The organism is Collinsella sp. TF09-1AT, from assembly GCF_003436895.1.
Taxonomy (GTDB): domain Bacteria; phylum Actinomycetota; class Coriobacteriia; order Coriobacteriales; family Coriobacteriaceae; genus Collinsella.
This window is the reverse complement of sequence record NZ_QSRC01000010.1, coordinates 15,825-33,547: the sequence shown is the minus strand read 5'-3', so window position 1 is coordinate 33,547 and position 17,723 is coordinate 15,825. Positions and strand designations below refer to the sequence as shown.

General features: G+C 60.3%; 14 protein-coding genes. 3 read left to right on the top strand and 11 right to left on the bottom strand.

Annotation, left to right across the window (positions count from 1 at the left end; genetic code table 11):
* The first annotated feature begins 3 nt into the window (after positions 1 to 3).
* The 3 genes from DXC90_RS08845 to DXC90_RS08835 all read left to right on the top strand — a co-directional run bounded on the left by DXC90_RS08845 (position 4) and on the right by DXC90_RS08835 (position 3,533).
* The gene (locus DXC90_RS08845; RefSeq protein ID WP_117735653.1) at positions 4 to 1,326 is read left to right on the top strand and encodes a hypothetical protein; all 1,323 of its coding nucleotides are present in this window, start codon (positions 4 to 6) and stop codon (positions 1,324 to 1,326) included.
* Between the two features lie 48 nt (positions 1,327 to 1,374).
* The gene (locus DXC90_RS08840; RefSeq protein WP_117735652.1) at positions 1,375 to 2,613 is read left to right on the top strand and encodes an SPFH domain-containing protein; all 1,239 of its coding nucleotides are present in this window, start codon (positions 1,375 to 1,377) and stop codon (positions 2,611 to 2,613) included.
* An 80-nt stretch (positions 2,614 to 2,693) separates the two neighbouring features.
* Positions 2,694 to 3,533 (top strand): hypothetical protein, encoded by an 840-nt coding sequence (locus tag DXC90_RS08835; RefSeq protein WP_117735651.1) that lies wholly within the window; start codon positions 2,694 to 2,696, stop codon positions 3,531 to 3,533.
* 194 nt (positions 3,534 to 3,727) lie between these two features.
* Here DXC90_RS08835 and DXC90_RS08830 read toward each other — a convergent pair whose 3' ends face one another.
* From DXC90_RS08830 to DXC90_RS08780, 11 genes are all read right to left on the bottom strand, one after another.
* A complete protein-coding gene (locus DXC90_RS08830; RefSeq protein ID WP_117735650.1) occupies positions 3,728 to 4,351 on the bottom strand; it encodes a response regulator transcription factor in 624 nt (207 codons plus the stop codon).
* Entirely contained in the window at positions 4,348 to 5,841 is a 1,494-nt protein-coding gene (locus tag DXC90_RS08825) for a sensor histidine kinase (protein WP_117735649.1), read from the bottom strand. Before DXC90_RS08825 ends, DXC90_RS08830 begins: the two co-directional genes overlap by 4 nt.
* A 2-nt stretch (positions 5,842 to 5,843) precedes the next feature.
* The gene (locus tag DXC90_RS08820; protein WP_158550256.1) at positions 5,844 to 7,643 is read right to left on the bottom strand and encodes a histidine kinase N-terminal 7TM domain-containing protein; all 1,800 of its coding nucleotides are present in this window, start codon (positions 7,641 to 7,643) and stop codon (positions 5,844 to 5,846) included.
* 442 nt (positions 7,644 to 8,085) lie between these two features.
* The gene (locus tag DXC90_RS08815) at positions 8,086 to 9,192 is read right to left on the bottom strand and encodes an ATP-binding protein (RefSeq protein WP_117735670.1); all 1,107 of its coding nucleotides are present in this window, start codon (positions 9,190 to 9,192) and stop codon (positions 8,086 to 8,088) included.
* Between the two features lie 296 nt (positions 9,193 to 9,488).
* Positions 9,489 to 10,919: a 6-phospho-beta-glucosidase gene (locus tag DXC90_RS08810; protein ID WP_117735647.1), complete on the bottom strand. Its 1,431-nt coding sequence runs from the start codon at positions 10,917 to 10,919 to the stop codon at positions 9,489 to 9,491.
* A 471-nt stretch (positions 10,920 to 11,390) separates the two neighbouring features.
* Positions 11,391 to 12,035 carry a DUF4867 family protein gene (locus DXC90_RS08805; RefSeq protein WP_117735646.1) on the bottom strand — a complete coding sequence of 215 codons (645 nt, stop codon included), beginning with the start codon at positions 12,033 to 12,035 and terminating at the stop codon, positions 11,391 to 11,393.
* Positions 12,036 to 12,170: 135 nt separating this feature from the next.
* Positions 12,171 to 12,659, bottom strand: coding sequence for an S-ribosylhomocysteine lyase (locus DXC90_RS08800; protein WP_117735645.1), 489 nt, complete (start codon positions 12,657 to 12,659; stop codon positions 12,171 to 12,173).
* A 152-nt stretch (positions 12,660 to 12,811) separates the two neighbouring features.
* Positions 12,812 to 14,302 (bottom strand): glycerol kinase GlpK, encoded by a 1,491-nt coding sequence (locus DXC90_RS08795; RefSeq protein WP_199406665.1) that lies wholly within the window; start codon positions 14,300 to 14,302, stop codon positions 12,812 to 12,814.
* A 56-nt stretch (positions 14,303 to 14,358) separates the two neighbouring features.
* Entirely contained in the window at positions 14,359 to 15,300 is a 942-nt protein-coding gene (locus DXC90_RS08790; protein ID WP_117735643.1) for a transketolase family protein, read from the bottom strand.
* Positions 15,293 to 16,129: a transketolase gene (locus DXC90_RS08785; protein WP_199406664.1), complete on the bottom strand. Its 837-nt coding sequence runs from the start codon at positions 16,127 to 16,129 to the stop codon at positions 15,293 to 15,295. The genes DXC90_RS08790 and DXC90_RS08785 overlap by 8 nt, the downstream gene beginning before the upstream one ends.
* Before the next feature lie 2 nt (positions 16,130 to 16,131).
* Positions 16,132 to 17,532, bottom strand: coding sequence for an L-fucose/L-arabinose isomerase family protein (locus DXC90_RS08780; RefSeq protein WP_117735642.1), 1,401 nt, complete (start codon positions 17,530 to 17,532; stop codon positions 16,132 to 16,134).
* Positions 17,533 to 17,723 lie beyond the last annotated feature (191 nt).

The window sequence follows — 17,723 nt, the reverse complement described above, 5'->3', positions numbered from 1 at the left end:
ATCATGGCCTTCGAGAGCGTCAACTATCAGTGCCCTGCGTGTGGCGGCCCCCTTCACTTTGCCAGCGCCGAGCAAAAGCTCGTCTGCGACTACTGCGATTCGCGCTTTGAAGTCGAAGAGGTCGAGGCTCTCTATCGCGAGCGCCAGGGCAAGGCGGATGCCAAAGCCGACGCCGCGGCCACGGCGTCCAAGCCCGCTGTCGACGACGCGGTACAGGAGCTTGCCCAAAACGCCGGCTATATCTGCTCGTCGTGCGGCGCCGAGCTGGTCTCGGACGGCACGGTCGCCGTTACCACCTGTCCCTACTGCGGCAACTCCGCCGTGGCACCCGGCCAGCTCTCGGGAGACTTCTCCCCCGACCTGGTGATTCCGTTTAAGCTCGAGCGCGACGACGCGCTGGCGGCGCTCAAGGAGCATTACAAGGGCAAGATCTTGCTACCCAAGAGCTTTATCACCGGCAACCACATCGACGAGGTTCAAGGCGTCTACGTGCCGTTTTGGCTCTACGGCGCCCGCGTGGACGGCGAAGTGCGCTTTGATGCGACCAATGAGACCGTGCGCGAGGAATCCGACCGCACGGTGACGACCATCGACCACTACGACGCATACCGCAAGGGCAATATCTCGTTTGAGCGCGTGCCCGTTGATGGATCGACCAAGATGCCCGACGGCCATATGGATGCCATCGAGCCGTTTGATTACGAGGCTCTGCGTCCGTTCTCGGTCGCCTACATGCCCGGTTACATCGCCAACCGCTACGACGAGGATTGCGAGGCCTGTAAGGCGCGCGCCGAGCGCCGTATGGAAGAAAGCACGGTCTCGGCCCTGCGTGAGACTGTCGTCGACGAATACGACGATGCCACGGTCGAAAGCAAGCAGCTCGATTACACCTGGGAAGACAGCGACTACGCTCTGTTCCCCGTCTGGATGCTTTCCACCTCATGGAACGGCAAGCGCTACCTGTTTGCCATGAACGGCCAGACCGGCCGCATGGTCGGCGAGCTTCCCTGCTCCAAGCCCAAGCTCGCTGTTGCCTCGGTGCTGTTCTTTGTGATCGGATTTATCCTCTCCCAGATTCTCTTTATGGGTGAGAACGCCTTCAATCCGAATTACCTCACCTTTGACATCGAAGGCATCCTCATCAACATCATCGCGCCGCTGATCATCGTGATTATCGGAGACGTGCTACTGGTAGGCCAGCTCAAGACGGCCAACGAGGCCACCCACGCCGACGAGTACTGCGGCGAGCTCGACCTGACCGAGAAGCACGACACCTTCAGCCACACCGAGACCACCGTTGTCATGAAAGACGACAAGGACGACTAAGCAATCCAACCAATACCACCCGGCCTTTGACGAGAAAGGAAGATCACCATGGGACTCTTGAAAGCTGGATTGGGAGCTGCCGGCGGCGTCATGGCCGATCAGTGGAAGGAATTTATCTACTGCGAATCGATGCCTGCTGACGTCTTGGCCTGCAAGGGCAGCAAACGTACCGGTGGCCGCAGCTCCAACACGCGCGGCGAGGACAACGTCATCTCCAACGGCTCGGTCATCGCCGTCAACGACGGCCAGGGCATGCTCGTGGTGCAAAACGGCAAGATCATCGAAGTCGCGCTGGAGCCCGGTGAGTTCGTCTTCGATACCGGCAGCGAGCCGAGCGTCTTTAGCGGCAACCTGGGCGATTCCATCAAGGAGACCTTCGCCAATATCGGCAGCCGCTTTACCTTTGGCGGCGACGCGGGCAAGGACCAGCGCGTCTACTTCATCAACACCAAGGAGATCATCGGCAACAAGTACGGCACCGCCTCGCCCGTACCCTTCCGCGTGGTCGATAACAACATTGGCCTGGACGTCGACATCTCCGTGCGCTGCAACGGCGAGTATTCGTACCGCATCACCAACCCGCTGCTGTTCTACACCAACGTATGCGGCAACGTGACCGATAGTTACACGCGCGACAAGATCGACAGCCAGCTTAAGTCCGAGCTGCTCACCGCCTTGCAGCCCGCCTTTGCCAAGATCTCGGAGATGGGCATCCGCTACAGCGCCATCCCCGGCCACACCACCGAGCTCGCCCGCGCGCTCAACGAGGTTCTCTCTGCCGACTGGCGTGACCTGCGCGGCGTCGAGATCGTGAGCTTTGGCGTTAACTCCATCGCCGCCTCGCAAGAAGACGAGCAGATGATCAAGGATCTGCAGAAGGCAGCAGTCATGCGCGACCCCACCATGGCGGCCGCCAACATCGCCAGCGCCCAGAGCGACGCGATGCGTGCCGCGGCGGCCAACCCCAACGGCGCGATGGCAGGCTTTATGGGCATGGGCATGGCAGGTGGCATGGGCGGCATGAACGCCAGCCAGCTGTTCGCCGCCGGCCAGGCGCAGCAGCAGACCGCCCCGCAGCCGGCTCCGGCACCCGCTCCCGCACCGGCTCCCGCCGCACCTGCGGCCGGCACGTGGACCTGCAGCTGCGGCGCCACCAACACCGGTAAGTTCTGCCCCGAGTGTGGCAGTCCCGCACCCGCCCCGGCACCGGCCAAGTGGTTCTGCCCCAACTGCGGCAGCGAAAACGGCGGCAAGTTCTGCAGCAACTGCGGAACACCTAGGCCCTAACCCCTTTATCTGGTAATTGGCGGGGGATCCGCCACCCCCGCATTTGCTTCTATGGGTTTTCACACAAGAAGGAGGACACCATGAAGACAACGTTCAAAAAGTCCGCACTCGCATTTCTGACATGCGTCTTGGCGCTCGCCTTTGCCCTCACGGGCTGCAGCGGCGGCAAAGACCCCAAGGCCAACTTTGTCGGCAGCTGGAAGCTCTCGGGTGGAACCACGGAGGGCGAAGAGCTGACCGATGAGTATATGGATATGTTCGAGGAATGGGGCATCAGCTGCATCTTGGTCCTGGACGAAGACGGCACAGGCAGCCTCGATTTGTTCTCCGAAGTTTCCGACCTAAAGTGGGAGGCCAAGGACGCTACCACCGCGAGTATCACCGTCGACAAGGAGACGACCGACGTGAAGCTCGAGGACGGCAAGCTTGTCCTTGAGGACGACGAGGACAAGCTCATCTTTAGCAAGTCCGATAAGGACCTGTCCGGTACCGTGAAGAAGGATCGCGATGCCGCCGAGAAGGAAGAGGAAGTCGAGGAGGCCGTCGAAGACGGCGATGTCCAGAGCGTCGAAATCTCCCCCGCCGTCACTGTCGCCGATGACGACCTGTGCACCATCACCATCACCGAGAAGTTCCAGGACGACTGGGGCGACATCGGCTTTGTCGTCAACATCGTCAACAAGAGCGACAAGGACCTGACCTTCTACGCCCCCACCGGCAAGACAAACGTCAACGGCACCATGAAGGAAGCCTGGTTCTCGGCCCACCTGATGCCCGGCACCAACGCCACCGAAGAGTTCACCTTCTCGAACGGCACGCTTGACAGCTTCGACAGCCTAGTCAACACGACCATCGGCATCGACGCCTACCTGACCGATTCCTACGAGGACGTCGCTTCCTACAGCGCAACCATCGCGTAGCGACAGACATCGACAGCCGCGGATTGGCGGACAAACCCGCGCGCGTACCAGACGGGGCCGCAGGAAATGATCCTGCGGCCCCGTCGCTTTGCGCCAGCAACGCTCTGCCCACGCAAACAGGCCGCCCGCCGCTTCCAGGTGCGATGCGGCGGGCGGCCTGCTTTTTAGCGTCGAAGCGCGGTCGAGAGCATCGATTACGGACGCTCCATATTGGGGACGATGCTGCCCTCGGTCACCGCATGCACGGCCAGGCGCATGATATTGTCGTAGCCGGTCTTGCTCAGAATCTCCGAGATGCGGCGCTTGACGGTGCCCTCACTCATAAACAGCTCGCCCGCAATCTCGCGACGGCTCTTGCCCTCGCAGGCAAGGCGCAAAATCGACAGCTCAATATCATCGAGGGCCGCCGTGCCCGAGAAAATGCTCTCGGGCGGTTTGGGAAACGTGCAGTAGCCCGCCAGCGTGGAGCGCATCACGCCAAACAGCTCGTCGATACCGACATTCTTGTACACAAAGCTATCGACGCCCGCCTCGCGCGCCTGATCGACAAAGGTGATCTCGGGCATACCCGTCATAATGATGACACGGCACTCGGGCAGTTCCTCTTTAATACGCGCTGCCGCCACGATGCCATTGGAATCGTGCTCGGTGCACACGTCCATCAGTATCATGTCCGGGCGCTCCTTGAGCACGACATCGAGGGCTTCGGAAGCATCGGCTATCGCGGCGACAACGGTCATATCGGACTGGTCGCCAACGGAGCGTGCGAGACTCTCGCGCAAGATGGCCTGGTCTTCGACGATGAGCACGCGGATCATGAGCTTCTCCTTTGGACCGTGGCGTTGGAGTGCAGCGGAATGGATACCGCAAGCGTAAAGGGCGGGGCGGAGCGGACTTCCAAGCTGCCGCCCAGATCTTGCGCGACACGCCTCATACTTGGGATACCCGTTCCTTCGCGATACGATACGGGGGCTGGGGACCCGTCGTTAGAAATAGTCATGTGCGAGACGGCACCAGCATCCGTCCCCTCCTGCCACAGGCGCACGTGGACCTGATGTGCCTGCGCATGCTTGGTAGCATTGGTCGAGGCTTCGCGGATAATCTGCAAGAATGCTGCGGCGACACGTGCATCCTGGGGCAGTGCACCCTCGACATCGATCTGCACGCTCACCAGGCCGAAGGCGTGGACGATATCGCCCAGCTGCTCCGAAGGCTCGCCGGCACCGCCACGGCGCAGATCGGCGGCGATTGAGCGCAGCAACGGGTCAATCTGCTCGAGCGACTCGTCGTCCAAACGCCCCTCCTCCAGATAGCGATGGAGGATAGACAGGCGCTGGCCGATCACATCGTGAACGCGGGCACGCATGCGCAGATAAGCCGCGTTGTCGGCAACTTTTTTGACTTCTTCGATCTGAGCCTGGAGCTCTTTGCCCGCAAGCTCAAGCAGGTGGTTGGCCTGCGCCAGGCGGTCATGCGCATGCGCATACTCTGTCACATCCAGACCGATTATGCGCTCGAACGAACGGCCCGAGACCATAACGTCATCGCACACAAACAGGCGAATCTCGGCGGGAGAAACCTCGACCACAACGCGCGCCTCACCAAAGCGGTCTAAATTGATGCGCACGCGGCTCTGGCTGCTTTCGGGCATTTGCATACTGAGTTTGCGCAGGTCGTTCCATGTACCGCTCATATCGCCTAGGTCGGTGGGCATATGAAGCTCCACCAGGTTTTTGCGCATGCAGCGGTTCATGAGCAGCGGATGGCCCCTCGGGTCTAGATACAGAATGCCCACGGGAATCACGTTGATGGTTTCAATCGTCGAGAACGCGGTGATGTCCTCCTGGCGGTTACGGACGTCCATCAAAAGCGCTGCGATGGAGCGGAACAGGAAGAACGCTCCCTCTGCGATAAGGACAACGGCCCACGCCGAGCCCATGGCAAAAACCACCGGCGGTGTAACGGCGACAACAAGCAGCAGCTCGGCCAGCATGACAGGGCGACGATAGTGCACCATAAGGACCACGCCATAGGCAAAGATCGCGGCATTGAGCCACAGCACTCCGCCCATTGCCCTGGCGCAAACGTCAAGCGGCGCCACCAGATACGAGCCAGACGACGCGAATAAGATGAGCGCCGAAATCATCAGGTGAAGCACAAGGCTCGCCTCGTAGGCGCAAATCACCTTGCGGTTATAGGACGAGCGCCGCGACGCGATGAGCGGGACGTGGATCGTCTGCAGACACGCAGCCAGGGCAAAGACAACGTCGAGCGCAACAATCTGAGGAAGGATAAGCGGAATCTGCATGGTCACTCACCCGTCCGCGGCATCAAGACGATCATGCGCAGCTGGCCGGGCTCGCCCTCAAGGCGGTATGCCACGTTGCGCCCTTGCAGAGCGCTTTCGAGCTCTTGTGCAGCGGGCGTCTGCGAAAGATCTTCATCATCGTTGGAAAAAAGCGTGGCGCGCAGCTCGACACTGCACCGGTCATGGTCGCCCAAGTGATACATAAGCGCCGGATGGTCGGTGGTGTAGGCAAAAAACGCAAAGTCATACACGCAGTCGTACAGGGCGCTTACCGTACTGGCGTGCAGTGGGCGGCGTATGGCGACAATCGAGGCGCAGTCGACATCGATGGTGCGCAGATCGCTTGCGAGCTCGTTGGCAATCAGCTGAATACGGTCGCGGTCAAAGCCGCTCTCCTCGTGTTGCGCCAACGTGAGCGACCCTTTGCGCTTGCAATAGGCAACGAGCATTTTGGCGCACTGCAGCATGCGGTAACGCTCATGCGAGGATGCCTCGTCGGTAAGCGGAGGCAGCGAGCTCAGCAGGCTGTACATCTCATCGAGCGCGCGGGCAAGCGCCCGGTCCACATCTTGAACCAGCAGCGCCTCGGCCTCCTGGTCTGCCAAATGCGCCTTAAGGTCATAGTCGGCCGCGAGCAGTTCGTTTTGACGTTGCAGTTCCATACGCCGATACGCCAGCTCGCGATTGAGCTCGTTGAGTTCCGAGACCTCCTGGGCAAGGAGAGCCGACCCGCCCAGCAGCGGAAAAGCTCGATACATCACATCGGGGGCAGACGCCACGGTAAAGGCGTGGGCACGCCCGTACTCCTGCGCACGAAGCTCTTCGCGCACATCTGGCGTGATTGGTCCCGACATCGGCGTGGCATATGCCACCTGCAAGTCGCGCGTCAGAACCTTGAGATCGAGCGGCAGGGTATCGAAGATGCCGGCGATATCGTGATACGACGGGATAACGCCGCAATCGAGGCAAATCTCGAGTGTTACCACGCACAGCACGCAATAGACCAGCGAAAAGTTGAGTTTCCACGCCCAGGGCACACGCAGGGCATACGAAGCGGCAAAGAACGCGCCGCCCAGCAACACGAGTGCTGCCGTGCCTGAAAAGCGCTGGATTCTATAAGACGAGGACCGTCCCACCAGGACAAAAAAGGCAACGACGTTAAAAGCCGTCCACGCCAGAAAGAGAAAGTAACCCCAGCCATACGTGTAGTCGTTGCTCCAGGTTTCGCTTGCGCGGTCAAAGTGGAATATCTGCCGGTGCGCATCGTTGGTGAGCACAAACGCGATAAGCAGGGCTGCCGCAATCCACAAGGCCGTGCGGTAGCGGCGGCCCGCGCGATGTTGCTCCACGCCCACGAGGCGCATGCCGCATAGCTGAAAGAGCAGCGGGATGAGCGTCATGGGCACGTAGTACAGGTACCAAAGCAGCGTGGCGTAAGTTGGCGTGAATGAGTTGTACTTAAAGATGACCTCGATCATCCACAGGGGGCAGATGGCAGCGATAGCAACAAGGCGGCGGCGCAACATATAGTCCAGGCAGCGCAGGTAAGCGAGAACGCCCCAGATTGAAAACGTGACTGCGGCGACAAGTAGCGGAAAGGAGCTCGTATGGGCAAGCTCGTCCGCGACCTCTTTGGACACCTCACCATAGACGGGCACGGTGTTGGAAAGCTTGGGGTCCGAGGCGAACAGCGCCGGCAAGACCGCTAAAAGCATAAGGAACAACGCGGTGATGGCGCCGGCGATAGCAAAGACGCGGCGGCGGTATACACGATGCGATATGTCAACAAGGAATCGCGGCATGGCAAAGAGCTTGCCGCCCCTGGGATCCGCCGCGGGTGCGGATCGGGCGGCCGCGTGACCGATATGTCGCTCGCGGGTACCCATAGTGCTTTTAGTGTACCGACAGATGGGCCCAAAAATCGGGCCGCATGTCCCAAAATCCGCAGACGGCAAGGCGCCCGGCGGGCATAAGCTGCTCGCCGGGGGTATCGGTTCGACGAAGAGGCCTCAGCCGTAGCAACGGATTGCCCAGCGAGAGATTTCCCAAGTGCCAACTCAAACAGTACATGTTTAATCTGTTTCGTTAATTGAAATGCGTAAATATGGTTAACCAAAGAATTGATATTTGGTTAAATAGTAACTGTATATTTGGTTAAACGTACTGGTAAACAATGGTGATAATTAGGCAAGTAGTCATTGGGTGTTCTTAAACGACCAGTCAAACAAGAACGTCCCCCAATGACTAATCGACAGCGAGGGTCTCCTCTAGGTATTCCTTAAAATACGGAAGGTCAAAGCCAACCCTTCCTCGGCCGCGCTCACCAATAATCCCTTGCTCAATCAGGCGAGCGCGGTATTGCGACGCATAATTGCTCTTTACGCCCATTCGCTCTGCAACGTCCGCAATCTTGCTCTCGCCCCCGTCTGCAAGCATTGCCTCCAAGAACGCTTTATCGCCTTCGGACAGTTCGTAATACGTCGGCGCCAACACGCGCTGTTCCATGTCAGAACGCGCAAGCGCAATGCCCCTTGCAGCATCTTGGGCGGTTATCTCTTCTGCCTGAGGCCGTATATCCCAAGAGCGGAAACCGACGAGCTGCATAAGAAACGGAAAACCGCCGATGGCATCTACCATCTTCTGAAGGCCGTCAGCACTCACGCGCCTGCCACCGCCCTCGATGGTCTCCTTCAATGCAACGGCAATTTCCTTGTCACTAATATTCCCCAAGTGGTGCTGAACTGATCGACGCAAAAATGAAACGGACTGGTTGCGCAGCAGCATTGACACCTGATGCGGCAGCCCCGCCATCAGCACTCCCACACGTCGGCCTTCGCGCACAAACATCTGGTACGTAGAGGCAAAACTAATCATTTCATCGAACGAAGCCGACACCTCATCGATCGTGAACAGCAAACCGATGTCATATTTGTCCAAAGCTTTTATAAGGCGAGTCATCCGCGTGCGCCAGTTTGCCGAAGGTGCCTGCTCCGGCTCCCATTCCACGCTAAATAGCTGGCCCACACTCAAACCTCTGAGCCTAGGATTTAAGCCGCTATCGATATACTCAGCCGCAACTTCACGCGTTTGCTCGTAAATGTCTTCCAGCATTCCAGGAGCAGCAGCCACGCCAACCGAAATCCAACCATGCCTTTGCGCCTCGGAGCTAAGGTATGAGAGCAGGGCCGTTTTACCTGTTCCTCGTGCGCCAACATAGATTGTTGCCAAGTTGGGATCGCCGGGGCCGCGGTCGAGCGCTCGCACAACATCATTAATAAGATACGTGCGGCCGGCCATAATTGGCGGGACGATGCCAAATGTCGGCGTAAACGGATTAATGGGCACATCCATGGAACACTCCCCCGTCAGCTCTATCCTGCTTTCACTAATTTTGCAAGTTTTAACTTCTTTTGCAAGCCTTAACTTCTTTGGCTTTCTTTCACTTCTTTTAACAAAGCGCCCGGCGGGCATAAGCTGCTCGCCGGGCGCCTTGGTTAGGAAGCTATAAAGCATGCCTTTCGAAATGCGGCGGTCAGGTCCACCTCCTAAGGGCCTGAGGTGCTCAAGATTGGGGGCGACAAGCCCGACGAAGCGTACTTAGGTACGCGAGGAGGGTTGGAGCCCCAAGGTTGAGTGCCTCAGTGCCCTTAGGCCAGGTCTTCGCCGTTGGTGGCGATAACCTTCTTATACCAATCAAAGCTCTTCTTCTTGGAGCGCTTGAGGGTGCCGTTGCCCGCGTCGTCGCGGTCGACGTAGATAAAGCCGTAGCGCTTGGACATCTCGCCGGTGCCGGCAGAGACGAGGTCGATCGGGCCCCAGGTGGTGTAGCCCAAAAGGTCCACGCCGTCCTCGGTCACGGCATCGCGCATGGCGGCGATATGCTGGCGCAGGTAGTCGATACGGTAGTCGTCGTTGATAGAGCCATCCTCCTCGACAACATCCTTGGCGCCCAGACCGTTCTCAACCACAAACAGCGGCTTCTGATAGCGGTCGTACAGGTCGTTGAGGGTGATGCGGAAGCCCAGCGGATCGATAGCCCAGCCCCACTGGCTCTCCTGCAGATAGGGGTTCTTGGCGCCGGCGAAGGCGTTGCCCTGGGTCTTCTCGACATCGGGGTTGTCGGCACCGGCAGAGCAGCGGGTGCTGTAGTAGCTAAAGCTGATGAAGTCGACGGTGTTTTCGGCCAGGATCTCGCGGTCCTCGTCAGTCATGCCGACGTCGATGCCCAGACGCTCGAGCTTCTTGACGGCATAGGCCGGGTAGTAGCCGCGGCTCTGGACGTCGACAAAGAAGTAGTTGTCCTGGTTGTCGAGCTGCGCCTGGCGCACATCGCCCGGACGGCAGCTGTAGGGGTAGTAGGTGCCGGCAGCGAGCATGCAGCCGATCTTGACCTCGGGGTCGATCTCGTGGGCAATCTTGGTTGCCCAGGCGCTGGCGACGAGCTCGTTGTGGGCGGCCAGGTACTCGACGGCCTCCTTGTTCTCGCCCTCCTCAAAAACCAGGCCGGCACCCATAAACGGCAGGTGCAGGATCATGTTGATCTCGTTGAAGGTGAGCCAGTACTTCACCAGACCCTTGTAGCGGGTGAAGATCGTGGTCGCGAGGTTCTTGTAGAAGTCGATGAGCTTGCGGTTGCGCCAGCCGCCGTACTCCTTGATGAGGTGGATCGGGCAGTCGAAGTGCGTGATGGTCACGAGCGGCTCGATGCCGTGCGCTTGGCACTCGCGGAACACGTCCTCGTAGAAGGCCAGGCCGGCCTCGTTGGGCTCGGCCTCGTCACCGTTGGGGAAGATACGGGTCCAGGCCAGGCTCATGCGGAAGGTCTTAAAGCCCATCTCGGCAAAGAGGGCAATGTCCTCCTTGTAGTGGTGGTAGAAATCGATGCCGGTCTGTGCGGGGTAGTAATAGCCGTCCTCGAAGTCGAGCATTTTGCGCTGGCCGGAGACCACCGCATAGCGCTCGGGGCCGTGCGGGGCCACGTCCACATTGGCCAGGCCGCGCCCGTCCACGTCGTAGGCACCCTCGCACTGGTTGGCAGCCGTCGCGCCGCCCCACAGGAAGTCTTTACGGAAAGCCATACATCGATCCTTTCACACGCTGTTTGTCGTGGCTTCAGTATCCCCGCAAGCAGCGCGCTACTCAACGGCAGCGGCGCAGGCCGACACTTCTTTTCGCGCGCAGACGCTCGGCAGCCGCCCACGTCTGACACTTTTTGATATCCGCCGGCCCCAACCACCACAAAGGGGACAGGCACCTTTGTGGTGGTTTTGGTCGGTTTGTCTCGCTCTGTAACAGTTAGGCCGTCAAAACCGGGCTTATTGTTACAGATCAAGATTTTCGGACCGCCCCTGCAGTTTGTCTCGATCTGTAATAGGTAGAGACGATTTTGCCTGCTAGATGTTACAGAACGAGACAAACGGAAATCAGACCGCCGCCTCAATAGGAAAAAAAGGAAAAAATAGGAAAGAAAGGAAAGGAGTCGTACAGGTGTTCTATATAGGAAAAAACCACCACAAAGATGCCTGTCCCCTTCGTGGTGGTTTTTGGATTTAGTCCACGTTGATGTCGAGGTTTTTGCCGATGAGGCCCACGTAGCCGCCTTCGGCTGCCTTGGGGCTGTCGGCGTGGCAGAGGACCCACTTGTCGGCCTTCCAGTAGCAGTAGCTGTCGCCGACCGCGGGCATGTCGGCTGCGGCCTCGGGGCGCGGACCATTGGTGCCGGCGGGCAACGCAACCATTACCTGGAAGCCGCCGTCGTCGACCATGCACGGCGTGTAGTGGAGCGTGGTGTTGAAGACTTCGACGACCGTACCCGCCGGCACGCGGAACGCCTTGACGCACGCGGTGTCGAGCTTGCCGCCCTCAATCTCCCAGCGATGCGCCACGAGCAGGATAAAGTCGCGGGCGCCCAGGTTAAACTCGCTGGCGCGGTGATACTCCAGGCAGTTGAGCTGCGTGTTGTGGCCGTTGCACCAGCCCAGCTGGAAGGGACGGCCGCCGTACATGAGAAAGCCCAGCTTATCGGCATCCTTGACGCCCTCGAGCTCCGGCGCGCTTGCTACGTACTTGCTGCCCTCGGGGATGGGCGTGGCAGAGAGCGCCTCGAGCACGGGCGACGTGAGCACGGACGGAACGTCATCCCAAACGTTGCCATAGGATTTGAACTCGGGATCGTTGACAGAGTAGATATGCATGTTCACTCCTGTTCGTTTATGTGACAGTACGAACATTCTAGAACAATTTCTTCGCGTTTTGAGCGCTCAGTATGAAAAAGCGCCACCGCTGACAGCGGAGGCGCTTCTGGTGCAAACGATATTTTGCGAGCAGCTTTATGCCTGTTGATAGTGCAGATGCTTCTCGTCGATATCGGCCAGGTCACGGTCGAGATAACGGCGCGCAAGCCAGTTTGCCATGGGGAGGTTCTGGTCCAGGTAGTTACCGCACTCCTCGGGAGCGGCACCGGGGACATCGCCCTCAAAGTCGGCGACAAACTCGAACAGCTCACGCACGATCGGCAGGATCTCCTCGCTCGTCACTTCGCCAAATACGACGAGGTAAAAGCCCGTGCGGCAGCCCATGGGGCCAAAGTAGACAATGCGGCTCGACCACTCGGCATGATTGCGAAGGAACGTCGCGCCCAGGTGCTCGATGGTATGGCACTCGGCCGTGTTCATGACCGGCTCTTTGTTGGGCGTGGTCAGGCGCAGGTCAAACGTGGTGACGGCAGCACCGGTCGCCGGATCGCGGTCGATGCGGCTCACATACACGCCGGGCTCAAGCAGCAGATGGTCAACGGAAAAGCTGGCGATGCGCTCCATGGCAGATCCTCTCGGTAGTCAATTTGGGACGGGGCTCTTTTAGCTGGTTCGAATGGTCGCACCAATCATACCAGTCAAAAAAGCCCCGTCCCAAATTAGCTACCTGGGACGAGGACCAATGAGTTTTTAATCCCCGTCCCAGAAAAATCATTCTAGGCAGTGTAGGAAATTGTGGCCTTCACCGCGTGGCGCCAGCCGGCGATCTTTTTGGCGCGCTCGTCGACGGACATGGTGGGCTCCACGATGCCGCGGGCGCCATAGACGTCAACGACATCGCGCGCGTACATGCCCAGCGCAATGCCGCAGGCCCAAGCTGCGCCCAGACCGCTCATCTCGTCATTGCTCGCAATGCGGATGGGCGAGCCGACCAAGTCGCTCTCAAACTGCATCAGGTACGCGTCACGCGTGGGGCCGCCGTCAACACGAAGCTCGGCCAGTGCGGCGCCCGAATCCTCGACCATCGCATCAATGACGTCGAAGATCTGATAGGCGATCGACTCATCGGCGGCCTTTACGAACTCCGCGCGACCCGTGGTGCGCGTCATGCCAAAGACGCAGCCCTCGGCATCACTTGCCCAGTGCGGCGCGCCCAGGCCGGTAAACGCCGGCACAAAGTAGACGCGGCTCGCCGGATTGGCGGCGTAGCACAGGTCGGTGACCTCCTCGGGGTTGTTGATGAGCTCCAAATCGTCGCGCAGCCAGGTCTTGACGGCGCCGGCGTAGCTCACGTTGCCCTCGAGCACATACTCGGTCACGCCGTTCATACGCCATGCAAGCGAGCTCGAAAGCCCCTGCGAGCTCGCGACAAACTCGTCGCCGACGTTCATCATGACCGAGCTGCCGGTGCCATAGGTCGCCTTGGCCATGCCGCGGCTGTGGCAGCCTTGCGCAAACAGGGCCGCATGGCTGTCGCCCAGCACGCCGTGCACCGGCACGGGGGCCGGCAAAAAGCCGCCCAGGTCCGTTGTGCCGAACAGGCCGTCGGAATCGGTCACCTGCGGCAAGCACGCCGGATCAATGCCAAAGGCCTCGCACACCGGCTCGCTCCAACAGCCACGGCGCAGGTCGAAGAGCTGCGTGCGGCTGGCATTGGACCAGTCGCAGCGGAACTCCGCGCCGCCCGTGAGCGTCCAGACCACCCAAGTATCGATGGTGCCCAGACACAGCTCGCCCGCCGCCGCGGCCTCGGCAGCCGCCGGAACGTTCGCGAGGATCCAAGCCATCTTGCCCGCCGGATAGTAGGGCGAGAGCACCAGACCTGTCGTGTCGCGCACCAGCTCGGTCACGCCCTCGCGGGCGGCCAGCTCGTCACACAGTTCACGGGCGCGGGCGCACTGCCACACCACGGCGTCGCACAGCGGCTCGCCCGTCGCACGGTTCCAGGCAACGGTGGTCTCACGCTGGTTGGAAATGCCAATGCCGGCGACGTCGGCCGGGTCGACCCCGGTCTCCTCCACCACGGCGCGCGCCACGGCCAGAACGTTGGCCGCGATCTCGGCCGGATCATGGCTCACCCAGCCGGCCTCGTTGACGATCTGGCGATGCGCGCGGTCGGCACGATGAATCAGATGGCCGCCCTCGTCCACCAGCAGCGCCTTGGTGCCCTGCGTGGATTGATCGATTCCGATGATGTAGCGGCCCATGGCCACCCCTTTCAAAATGAATGTGACAAAGGGACTGTCCCTTTGTCACATTCCAATTACTCTGCGGGAAGGAACTCGGCGACGGTCTGCGCGATTCCGGCACCCGTCAGGCCATAGTGCGCAAAGACCTCGGGACTCGTGCCGGTGATGACCGGCGCGTCGGGCAGGCTCAGACACTTAACCGGACGAGGGCAATGCTCGCCCACGACCTGCGCGACCATGGAGCCCAAGCCGCCAAAGGGGCTGTGCTCCTCGACGGTCACGACGGCGCGCGTGGCACCGGCGGCCTCAATTACGGCCTCGGCGTCGAGCGGCTTGACGCAGTACATGTCGAGCACGGTAGCGGAGATACCCTGCTCGGCCAGCAGGTCGGCGGCGTCCACGGCATGGCGGACCATCTCACCGGTGGCGACAATCGTCACATCGGTGCCACGACGCACCCAGGTGGCGCGATCCATCTGGAACGGGCACTCGTCCTCGGTATACACGTCCTCGACCGGGTTGCGGCCCACGCGGATGTAGGCCGGCTTGTTGTCGGCAACCAGGGCGCGCACGAGCTCGGCAGTCTGGAAACGATCGCTCGGCAGATATACGCGCATGTTGGGAATCGCGCTCATGGCAGCGATATCCTGCGCGGAGTGATGGCTCATGCCCAAGGCGCCGTAGGACACGCCGCCCGAGATACCGATGAGCTTAACGTTGGTGTTGGAGTACGAGACATCGACCTTGCACTGCTCATACGAACGCGTGGTCACAAAGGACGCCGGCGAGGCGGCCCAGGCCTTCTTGCCGCACGAAGCCATGCCGGCGGCGATGCTCACCAGGTCCTGCTCGGCGATGCCGACCTCGACGGACTGCTGGGGATACTGATCAAAGAACGGCGTGAGCGATGCGGAGCCGCGGGAGTCGGAGCACAGGACGACGATGTCCTTATCGGTCTTCGCGGCCTCGAGCAGCGTGTCGCAGATAACCTTGCGGTTGGCGATCTTGTTAGCCATTGATGGCCTCCTTATGAGCAGCGAAATCGGCGATGATCTGGGCATATTCCTCATCGTTGGGCAGGTGATGATGCCAGGCGGCCTTGTCCTCCATAACGGGCGAGCCATAGCCCTTCACCGTGTTGAGGATGATGACCGTGGGCTTGCCCTTGGTCTCGGTGGCCAACGTCAGCGCGGCATCGATGGCTTGGACGTCGTTGCCCGGAATGGACAGCACGTTCCAGCCGAAGGCGGCCCAGCGCTCCTCCTGCGAATCCTGCTTCATGACGTCCTCGGTGCTGCCACTGATCTGCAGGCGGTTGCGGTCCACGAGCGCGCACAGGTTATCGAGCTGGTAGTTGCCGCCGCTCATGGCGCCTTCCCAGACCGAGCCCTCGGCAAGCTCGCCGTCGCCCATGATGGTGTAGACGCGGTAGTCGCGGCCGTCCATCTTGCCGGCAAGCGCCATGCCCACGGCCACGGGCAGACCGTGACCCAACGAGCCGGAGTTCATCTCGATGCCCTTGAGCTTGTTGTTGGGGTGGCCGATGTAGGGGCTGCCGAACTTGGAGAAGCGGGCCTTGACGTCGTCGAGGTCCAGATAGCCCTCGTGGCACAGCACCGCGTAGTAGGCCTCCATGGCGTGGCCCTTAGAGAGCACAAAGCGGTCACGGTTGGGGTCGTCGACGGTCTCGGGCGAAATGTTGAGGTGGTTGGCATAGAGGGTCATGACGGCGTCGATCACCGACATGTCGCCGCCGATGTGGCCGCCGGCGCCAGCCATGATGATATCGACGCAATCGCGGCGAAGATCCCAACGCAGGGACTCAAGCTCTTCGATAGTTGCCATTTCTACTCTCCTCGCAGGTAGGCTTTGACGTCTTCTTCAATCGGGTCGTATAGGTCGGGCTGGATGCCAATGTACTTGCACGCCTCGTAGAGCACCGGTACCACGTTGGCGTGAATGGCGACGCAGTGGTGAATGTAGGGGCCCTCGACGATCTTGGCCTCGAGGCGCTTGAGGTTGTCGACCTCGACCCACAGGTAGGTGCCCATGCCGGCCGGCCCGTCGATGCCGCGGGCGTTGCCGAGCAGCAGCGAATACTCGCCGTTGTCGCCATCAAAGCGGGCAAGGGTGAGGTTGCCGTGCTTGGCCTCGGCCGTCAGCGCACCAGGGTGATCGAAAGCCAGCGGGTAGGTGAGCTTGGGCTTGACAGCCGCGCAGCTGCAGGGCCAGGGACCGCAGTGTTGCAGCAGCTCGCCGTTCTCGTTGTCGGGATGGCGCACGGTCCAGTCGGCGAACATGCCACGGTGACGGCCCAGGTCGGCGGCCTCGACCATCAGCGCGGTAATGGCGCCGTGGATATCGGTCTCGCAGACGACCGGGATACCCATCTCATTGAGGATGGCGTTGGCGGCGCAGGGCATAATGCCCAGCTCGTCCTGCAGAGCGTTCCAGCACTGGATGGCGCCGGCGTTGCAGCCGTACTTATCGACCAGACGCTTCATGGCGATAGCGAGCCCTGCAACCGCGGGGACCTTGTCCTCGGGGATGCAGATCTCAAAGCTGTCGCGAATGTGGGCAAGCATGGCGGCCATGGCCTGCTCGTCGGCCTGGGCGTCGCGCACGGCCTGAACAAGTTCGGTCATGGGGATGGGCGAAAGCTGAATATTGAACTTCTCGAGCAGCTCGCCCTCGTTGCACATAGTGGACCAGAAGTCGAACGGACGGGTGGCCATCTGCAGGATGCGAGTGTGCTTGAAGGTCTTGACCACGTTGCACACGGCCAAAAAGTCCCAGACGCCGCGCTCGAACTCGGGATCGGTCAGGCGGCAGTTGGTCATGTAGGTGAAGGGAACCTGGAAGCGGCGCAGGACCTTGCCGGTCGCGAACAGGCCACACTGGCTGTCGCGCAGGCGGGTGCCGTCGGGCTCGGGGCGCTCGTCGCGCGGGCCCCACAGCAGCACGGGCAGGCCGAGCTCACGGGCAAGGCGGGCGCAAACGTACTCGGTGCCAAAGTTGGCGTGGCACAGCATGATGCCGTCAACGCCCTCGGCGCGGAACTTCTTGACGATAGGCTCGATATGGCTGTCGTCAAACAGCAGGCCCTCGTCGTTGATGTCGTCGATGTCCACAATGTCGACGCCGATCTCGCGCAGGCGATCAGCCGTCAGGCCGCGATACTTGATCGCGTCCGGCGCGCTAAAAATGCTTCGGCGCGTGGGCACAAAGCCGAGTTTGATCTTATCCATGTACGTCCTCCCCTAGTCACATGTTCAGTAAACAGACGATTGTTTCGTTTTGTTTTGTTTACTAAATGTTTTACTATTCTGTTTAGAAGTTTAGCGCGAAATACCCGCAGGCGGTAGAGAAATCAGCCTAAACGGTATGTAAACAAACTGAACATACAAGGAGAACAAAAAAGGGTCCCGAAGGACCCCCT